Below are 8,696 nucleotides of genomic sequence, written 5' to 3' on the forward strand. Positions count from 1 at the left end.
ACTCTCCTTGTCCGCAGCGGTTACTTGCGGACGTGGTCCTGGGCGTGGTCCGGGCGGATGAGTTTCAGTCCCCTGGCCCGCTCGAAGCCGTGGATCTCCTTGACGTCCAGCTTGCGCATGAAGTCGATCGTCTCGGGGCTGATGACCTGGCCCGGCACCATGATCGGAAAGCCCGGCGGATAGGGGATCACGAAATTGGCCGAGATCATTTCCGGGCCGTCCTTCAGGCGCCGGTCCACCTCGGGACTGTCGAGCGGCAGGTATTCGCAACCCTCGGAGTAATAGGCGCTGTAGAAGGCCGAGCGCATGTCCCCTTCGGGCGTCGTCTCGCCCGCGTCCCAGCGATAGGCGTCATGGAAGTGGCTGAAGTTGGGCAGCTCCGGCACGTCCTCCATCAGCGACTTGACACGCGCGGCAAAGGCTGCGCGGCCGTTCTCGCCGCCGCGGGCCAGGTCGTTCTCGATCTTGCGGCTGATCTCCAGCAGCACGCGGATCAGGTTCGCCACGTCGCTGCGCGTGTTGTTGATGTTGGATTGCAGCAGGACCGAATTGCGCGAGGTCTTGTTGAACTGGATGTCGTAATCGTCGGCCATCATCTTCTTGAACTGAGTCCCGTCGAAGCCGGCGGTGCCGCAGACCAGCGTCATCCGGGTCGGATCAAGGCAGAACTCGTCCTCGTGCATCGAGCGGACCTGATCTTCCCAATCCGTGCCGGGTTCCAGGAAATCCACGAAGCCGCTCTGGCGATATTCGTCGGGGATCATCTCGCTTGCGCCGAGGACGCGGAAGTATTTCGAGATGACGGGATGGGCGTTCACTTCCTTGCGGATGTCCAGGGCGATCTCGATCGCATTGGCGACAAGCCCATAGCCCTCCAGCTCCATCTGGCGGCGCGCGATGTCGAGGCTGGCGATCAGCTGCTGGTTCGGGCTGGTCGAGGCATGGGTAAAGACGGCCTCGTGGAACTGGGCCTCGACATCGGGGAAATCGACGTCGCGCACCAGAAGCATCGACCCCTGCCGCAGCGCCGACATCGACTTGTGGGTCGAGTTCGTCTGATAAACGCGCATGCGGATCAGGCGCGGGTCGGGGATCAGCCGGGACTTCATCAACGTCTCGGTGTCGGGGTTCTCGCCCAGCTCTTTCTGCTGGGCTTCATAGGCCTCGACCGACGCCGGGTCCTTCATCCAGGTCTCGATCGCCTCGGCCGCGCCCATCGCGGTACGCGGGCGCAGGAAGGGCGACCAGCGGGCAAAGCCGAACCACGCCTCGTCCCACAGGAAGATCAGGTCGGGCTTGATGGCAAGGCATTCCTCCATCACGCGGCGGGTGTTGTAGATATGGCCGTCAAAGGTGCAGTTGGTCAGATCGACCATCTTCGCGCGGTCAAGCCGGCCTTCGGCCTTCAGGTCCAGCAGCGCCTTCTTGATGCTGGCAAGGGGCACCGCGCCATACATCGAATATTCCGTCATCGGGAAGGCGTCGATGTAAAGCGGCTGCCCGCCCGCCAGGACCAGGCCGTAATGGTGGGACTTGTGGCAGTTGCGGTCCAGAAGCACGATGTCGCCGGGCGCGACCAGCGCCTGATGCACCATCTTGTTCGAGGTGCTGGTCCCGTTGGTCACGAAGAAGACGTGATCGGCCCCGAAGGCGCGGGCGGCCATTTCCTGGGCCAGCTTGATGTTGCCGGTCGGCTCCAGCAGGCTGTCGAGCCCCCCCGTGGTGGCGCTGGATTCCGCAAGAAAGATGTTCAGGCCGTAGAACTCGCCCATGTCGCGGATCCAGTCGGATTTGAACACCGACTTGCCGCGGGCGATCGGCAGCGCATGGAAGGTGCTGATCGGCCGCATCGCATAGGCCTTGAGATTGTCGAAGAAGGGCGTGCGGAAGCGGTCGGCGACGCCTTCCAGGACGCAAAGATGCAGTTCCAGCAGTTCCTCGACCGAATAAAGGACGCGGCGGATATTGGCCGCCCGCGGATGGCCCGCCGCGCGTTCGACATGCCGGTCGGACAACAGATAGATGTCCAGCTCGGGGCGAATGCGCTTCAGCGTGTCCGCCAGCGACAGCGGCAGGTCGTCGCCCGCGATCGAGGCAGCATCCAGCCCCGCCGAAACCAGGAAATTCCGCAGCACCGGCACCTCGGCCGTGCTTTCATGGTCGAAACCCTCATGGATCGTCACCGCCGCCAGAGCCGGGTTCAGGATTGTGGCGCAGATCGCCTCTTCAAAGCTGCTGACGGGCACGGCTTCATAGATGAAGGCGTCCTCGGGACGGCGGAGGCGGTGGAACTGGTCGATGATGCTCTCGCCCCGGCGGGCCGCCCCGGGGGCAACCACCAGCATCTCGAAGTAGGGCCGATGCCCCTGCCCCCGCGCCAGAGTGGGCGTATTCAGGTCCGGCGGGGATTCGGCCAATGCCTCCACTGCTTGCCAGTCGCCAGCATCGGATTTGTAGGACCGCGTCAGGATCGATTCCGATATCCGCTGCGCCAGCGCCGCCGTCGGCCCGGCCTGCCCGGTCTCGATCCTTTGCCGCAGGGTCGCAAGAAGCTGGCGCCCCGGATAGGCGAAGAACCCCTCATAGGCGAAAAGGCCATCGAAGGACTCGCGGACTGTCGCCGGGTCGCCATTGCCGCGCGCCCAATCCCGCGCCGCGACATGCAATTCGCGCCAACGATCATTGCGCGCGCCGGGGAATGAAAAGAAATGGTCCAGACGCTCTCTGGGCAGGACAGTGGCAACTTTGTTCACGGCAACTCTCCCAATGCAGGCGGCGTCATTGCCCCGCCTACCTGGAAGCCTAGGAGTTGCGGATGCAGGCCTCCATTGGGGCTGTGTAAGTTACTGTTAACCTCACCCTCGCCCTCATCCTGGTCAGCGGCGCTCGTTCAGACCTTGTCGGGAGCATTGAGATAGGCGCGCAACTCGGCCTTCAGCTCCTGCAGAACATTCCTGAAATCCTCGATCTCCTCCGGCGTTTTGAAACCGGTTTGGCTCTCAAGTCGTAGCAGCGAGACCTGAGCCAGCAGGAGATCCTCACAGATCGACCGAAACTGCTCGTCTCGCAGGTAAAGGCGCCTGACCGCCAAGCCACAATCCGGGAAAAATCCGACGGCAAGGTCCACGGCGCGCATGCGGGTCTGACTCCTTTGTTGCAAAACAACCGGGAGGATCCGTAGAATGTCACAGGCTGCCTCAGAAGTTCCGCCTCAACAACCGCTCTGCCGAGTACGTTACTGTAACGTTCGTTTAGTATGGGAAGGGACGGTAGATGATGAGCGATGCGATTCAATGCGTAATTCGCGACGAGTTGGCACGCGTCTTGGCATCGTCCGATTTCGACGCCTCCGAGCGCAACAGGCGCTTTCTTCGACACGTGGTCGAGGAAACGCTGGCCGGTCGTGGCGAGCGCATCAAGGCCTACAGCATCGCCACGCTTGTCTTCGGACGCGGCGAGGATTTCGACGCGATGAAGGATTCCATCGTCCGCATCGAGGCGGGACGGCTGCGGCGCGCGCTTGACAACTATTATCTGAAGCATGGAGGCGCGGACATCCGGATCTCGATCCCCAAGGGAAGCTATGTCCCCACCTTCCAGCGCCAGGGGGCCCCGGCCGCTGCGGCCGATCCGCCTGCCAACGGGGCCAGGGCGCTGCAGGAATACGCGCCCCGGATCCTGGTGGAGCCCCTCGACCTGGACGGGGATACCGGCGTCTATCCGCTGATCGCGCGCACGCTGACCCGGCAGGTGATCGCGGCCCTGACCCGCTTCACCGAGCTTTTCGTCTATGGCCTCGACACGTCCGAGCAGGCGCACCGGGCCCCTGCCCCGGCCGCAGGCGCGGCGGAGCTGCAGATCGACTATCGGTTGTCGGGGACCGTGACGATCGCCAAACATGCCCTGATCGCCGAAATCCTGATGAGGCGCGAGGGAGACGGACGCTTCATCTGGGCGCAGAGCTTTGAACGCGAAATGGAGGTCGGCCGCGACCCTTCCGATATCGTCGGCCTGTGCGCCGAGATCGCGGGCCATGTCGCCCGCATCGTCGCGCTGCGGGACGGCATCGTGGACAGCCAGGCGCGCATCCTGGTCGGCAGCGACCCGCGCCATTTCGCAGGATACCAGAAACTGCTGGACTTCCAGGACTACTGGCGCACGCTCGACAAGGACCGGTTCGACCCGCTCCGGCGCGACCTGGAGGCGGCGATCGCGGCCGAGCCCGGTTTCGCCGCGGCCCATGCCTGCCTGTCGATGCTTTACACGAACGCCGGGCGCTTTGGCTACGATGTCGGGAACAGCTGCGCCGAACCGCTGGAGCGCGCGCTCGATCTGGCGCGCGAAGCGATCCGGCTCGCCCCCAGTTCCAGCCGCGCCTATCATGCCCGTGCCCTTGCCGAATGGTTCCTGGGTCGGCGCGATGAATGCCTGCAGTCCCTCAAGGCCGCCCGGGCGCTGAACCCCAACGATCCCGAACTGATGGCCGAGATGGGCTTTCGCCTTGCCGCGCGCAAGGACTGGGAAAGCGGCGTTCCGCTTCTGGAAGAGGCCTATGCCAGAAGCCCGCTCTTGACCGGGCAGTACCGGATGGGCCTTTTCCTGTACCATTTTGCCCATGGACGTCACGAGCAGGCGCTGGACGAGCTGCGCGCCGTCGATGCGCTCAGCATTGCCCATGTCCACCTTGCCGCGGCGGCCGCGCTGGCAGCACTGGGCCGGAAGGACGAGGCGCACCAGCGCCTGGCCCGCGCCGAGCAGCTTGCGCCGGGCGTCTTCGCGCGCCTGCGGGAGGATCTGGCCTTTCGCCAGTTCCATCCCGACCTGATCGCCGCCATCGCCCAAGCGCTGGCCAGCTTGGACCCGGAACAGTCCGACCCGGTGCGTCCGAACAAGCTGCGCAGGATCTGACCCGCGGGGCCGCTGCTAACTGTGACTTACATCGGCGTTGTTCGTGCCGCCAGGGTTCCCGGCTAGACTGTTCGCATGTCTGCCTTGAGGCTCGCGCCGCAGGCTTGCACCGCGGCACTGTCGTCATGGCATCGCGGCACATGGAACGGAGAGGACCTTGGCCATTGCACCGGATCAAGACGCGTTGCTGCACCCCCAAGCGGTTGCCCATCTTCCCCCCTTCATTACCATGCCCGGCCAGACGGACTGGCTTCTGGTGGGGATGGGGATATTCCTGATCGCGGCCGTGGTGGGCATCGGAGTCTTCTACCTCAAGCTTCACGCATTGCCCGAACACATGGCCCACGGCGGCCAGAAGGTGCAGTTCGAGATCGTGGCGGTTCTGGCGCTGATCTCGCTTTTCACGCATAATCACGCCTTCTGGATCGCGGGACTGCTTCTGGCAATGATCCCGATCCCTGATTTCACCACGCCACTTCAATCCATGGCGGCATCGCTGGGCCGGATGGCCCGTCCGCAGCCACCGGCAGCTGCGGACCTGCCGGAGTCCCGTCCCGTCCCCCTCCCTCCGACAGAAAGCTGAGCCATGCTGGAGTTGCTGCTCTGTTCAAGCGTGACGGTGCTTCCCGACTATCTTTACCGCCGCTTTGTCCAAGGCAAACGGTTCGGACACGAGATCACGCTGTTCAGCGTATGGTATGAGCTGCGCTGGGGCCTCGTCTTGTGCGTCATCCTGACGATCAGCCTGATCACGGCAGTCTTCTACTTCCATCCCTCGACCCGGGCCGCGACCTCGATCTTTCGCACGGTCACCATCCTGCCCGAGACGAATGGCCGCGTCGCCGAGACCTTTGTCGACATCAACCAGCCCGTCAAAGAGGGCGATCCGCTGTTCAGGCTGGACGATCTCGAGCAGAGGGCGGCGGTCGAGACAGCGCGGCTCAAGCTGGCCGAGATCGAGGCCGAGCTGCGGGTCGCGCAGATCCAGGTGCGAGAGGCCGAGGGCCGGATCATGCAGGCCGAGGGGATGCTGAAGCAGGCGCTGGATGAATTCGAAACCCGCAGCGCGCTTCTGGCCCAGAACTCGACCGCCATCGCCCGGCGCGATGTCGAGCGCGCCCAGGTGCAGGTGAGCACGCAGCAGGGCATGGTCGATGCCGCGATCGCCGCGCGCGATGCGCTCATCGCAAGGGTCGATTTCCAGCTGCCCGCGCAGAAGGCCAGCGCCGAGGCCGTGCTGCAGGAGGCACAGGTCGAACTGGACAAGACCCTGGTCGTCGCCGGCACCGACGGGATCGTGCAGCAGTTTGCGCTGCGGCGGGGTGACGTCGTGAACCCGATGCTGCGCCCGGCCGGCATCCTTGTCCCCGCGCGCCGCATTACCGGGCTTGCCGCGGGCTTCGGCCAGATCGAGAGCCAGGTGATGAAACCCGGGATGATCGGCGAGGTCACCTGCGCCGCCAAGCCTTGGCAGATCATCCCGATGGTGGTGACCCAGGTACAGGAGGTCATTGCCGCCGGGCAGATCCGCCCCACCGACCAGTTGCAGGATTTGCAGAACATGGCGCTGGGAGGCACGATCACGGTCCTCATGGAGCCGCTTTACGAAGGCGCGCTTGACGGGTTGCCGCAGGGGGCGACCTGCATCGCCAACACCTATACAAGCAATCACGATCGGCTGGAGGACGAGAACCTCGGCACGCTCCAGCGTTTGGGGCTGCATGCCGTGGATGCCGTCGGGCTGGTGCATGCCCTGATCCTGCGGATCCAGGCCCTGCTGCTGCCGATCCAGACGCTCGTGCTGAAAGGACACTAAGGGAAGGAACATCCACATGCAGACGCGGCCGCTTATCCTTGCCCCTATCCTCTGCCTCGGCACGGTGCCGGCATGGGCCGAGGATCTGACCTTCACCCATCCGTCGGGCGCGACGGCGACCTTCTACGGCCAGCTGAACCTGACATATCAGCGCGTCGACGACGGCGAGAGCAGCTATGACGATTTCGTCGACAACAGCAATTCGGTCAGCCGCCTTGGCTTCTGGATCGACGTGCCGGCCGGTGAAAACAAGCTGCGCTTCAACGTCGAGACCGGGCTGGGCTTCAAATCCACCTCGGATACCAACCAGATCGACGATCCCGACTGGATCGACTGGCAACGCACCGACCTGCGGAAATTCGAGGCCGTGTATTCCGGCGGTTTCGGCGCGGTCTGGTTCGGGCAGGGCAGCATGGCCACCGATAGCCTGGCCGAGATCGACAATTCCGGCACCAGCCTTGCGGGCTATGTCAACCTGCCCGACACGGCCGGCGGCTATGAGTTCCGCGACGGCGACACCCTGTCCGGCATCCGCATCTCAGACACGTTCAGGGATTTCGACGGCAGCCGGCGCTTCCGCATCCGCTATGACACGCCCGAGTTTTCCGGCTTCACCGTCTCGGCCGCCTATGGCGAGGAAATTCTCGCCGAGGATGACGATGCCAGCTATTATGACCTGGGCCTGCGCTATGCCTTTGAAAGCGACGTCTACGAGGCCGATGCCGGGATCGGCTATGCGTGGAAAAGCGACGACGATGATGAGGATACCGAACAGGTGATCGCCTCGACCTCGATCAAGCATCTGCCGACGGGACTCAACGCGACCTTTGCCGCCGGGGACGGGCAGGATGACAATGGCAGCTACGGCTATGTCAAGCTGGGCTGGGAGGGCGATGTGACCAACTATGGCAGCACGGCCCTGTCGATCGACTATTTCGACGGCTCGGACTACGAAACCGACGGCTCGGAGTCGAAGTCCTGGGGCATTCAGGCGGTGCAGACATTCGACGACCTGAACCTCGAGGCCTATCTCGGCTATCGGGAATACCAGTTCGACGACGATACCGGGGCCGATTACCAGGACATCAGCGCGCTGCTGCTGGGGGCGCGGTGGAGGTTCTGATCCCATGCTCCCGCCCCCGCCAGACAACCCGGATGATCCGGAGGGGCGGCACAGCTTCTCTCCGGACCGGATCCACCTGATCGAGGCGAGGATCGTCGATCTCGTCATTCGCCTGTTCCTGCTTGGCCTTTTCGCCTATCTCTCGCTCGCCCTGATCCGGCCGTTCCTGGCGCTGGTCACATGGGCGATCATCCTGGCGGTGGCGCTGGCTCCGGTTCACGGCTGGCTGGTGCGGCTGCTGGGCGGCCGGCGCCGCCTTTCCGCCGTGATCGTGACCCTTGTCACCCTGTTGGTGGTCATCGGACCCGTGGCCGCGCTGGCAAGCAGCCTGGTCGAGTCGGTGCAGGCTCTTGTCCACCGCATCGCCTCCGGCCGGCTGCATCTTCCGCCCCCGCCCGCCCGGCTTGAAGCCCTGCCGCTGGTGGGACAGCAAATTCACGCTTTCTGGACCACGGCCAGCACAAACATGGAAAGCGTCTTGCTCAACCATCGTCAGATCCTTGCGCCGCTTGGCACCAAGGCGATCGGGCTCATATCCGGCCTCGGCCTTGCCCTGGTGAAGGTCATTTTGGCGATTATTCTTGCGGGGTTGCTTCTGGTTCCTGGGCCGCAGCTGGCGCGGGGGGGCCGCCGGATCGCGTCCCGCATCCTGGCGCCGCGGGGGGCGCAGTTCGTGGACATGGCGGCGGTGACGGTCCGCAATGTCTCGAGCGGGGTGGTGGGCATCGCATTGCTGCAGGCGCTCCTGATCGGCCTCGTGCTGCATGGGGCGGGCGTGGCGGGGGCTGGTCTTCTGGCGCTGGTGATCCTGGCTCTGTGCATTGTGCAGGTTGGCCCGGCGCTGGTGGT

At 64.3% G+C, this 8,696-nt stretch carries 7 protein-coding genes; 5 read left to right on the forward strand and 2 right to left on the reverse strand.

Features of this window, described 5'->3' with window-relative positions:
* Positions 1 to 20: 20 nt before the first annotated feature.
* Both OU682_RS17910 and OU682_RS17915 read right to left on the reverse strand, forming a co-directional pair.
* Complete coding sequence (locus OU682_RS17910) at positions 21 to 2,753, reverse strand: ornithine decarboxylase (RefSeq protein ID WP_268943567.1); 2,733 nt, start codon at positions 2,751 to 2,753, stop codon at positions 21 to 23.
* Positions 2,754 to 2,890: 137 nt separating this feature from the next.
* Positions 2,891 to 3,136, reverse strand: a complete 246-nt coding sequence (locus tag OU682_RS17915; protein WP_268943568.1) for a hypothetical protein — start codon at positions 3,134 to 3,136, stop codon at positions 2,891 to 2,893.
* A 140-nt stretch (positions 3,137 to 3,276) separates the two neighbouring features.
* On the opposite strand from OU682_RS17915, the gene OU682_RS17920 reads away from it, so the two are divergent.
* The 5 genes from OU682_RS17920 to OU682_RS17940 all read left to right on the forward strand — a co-directional run.
* A complete protein-coding gene (locus OU682_RS17920) occupies positions 3,277 to 4,908 on the forward strand; it encodes a hypothetical protein (RefSeq protein WP_268943569.1) in 1,632 nt (543 codons plus the stop codon).
* Positions 4,909 to 5,065: 157 nt separating this feature from the next.
* A complete protein-coding gene (locus OU682_RS17925; RefSeq protein ID WP_268943570.1) occupies positions 5,066 to 5,491 on the forward strand; it encodes a hypothetical protein in 426 nt (141 codons plus the stop codon).
* Positions 5,492 to 5,494: 3 nt separating this feature from the next.
* Positions 5,495 to 6,724: an HlyD family secretion protein gene (locus tag OU682_RS17930; RefSeq protein ID WP_268943572.1), complete on the forward strand. Its 1,230-nt coding sequence runs from the start codon at positions 5,495 to 5,497 to the stop codon at positions 6,722 to 6,724.
* Positions 6,725 to 6,740: 16 nt separating this feature from the next.
* Positions 6,741 to 7,847, forward strand: a complete 1,107-nt coding sequence (locus OU682_RS17935; RefSeq protein WP_268943574.1) for a porin — start codon at positions 6,741 to 6,743, stop codon at positions 7,845 to 7,847.
* A gap of 4 nt (positions 7,848 to 7,851) precedes the next feature.
* Positions 7,852 to 8,696 (forward strand): AI-2E family transporter (locus OU682_RS17940; protein WP_268943575.1); only part of this gene is annotated, 845 nt, incomplete at its 3' end.

It is taken from the genome of Paracoccus benzoatiresistens, from assembly GCF_026913015.1.
Classification (GTDB): Bacteria; Pseudomonadota; Alphaproteobacteria; order Rhodobacterales; family Rhodobacteraceae; genus Paracoccus; species Paracoccus benzoatiresistens.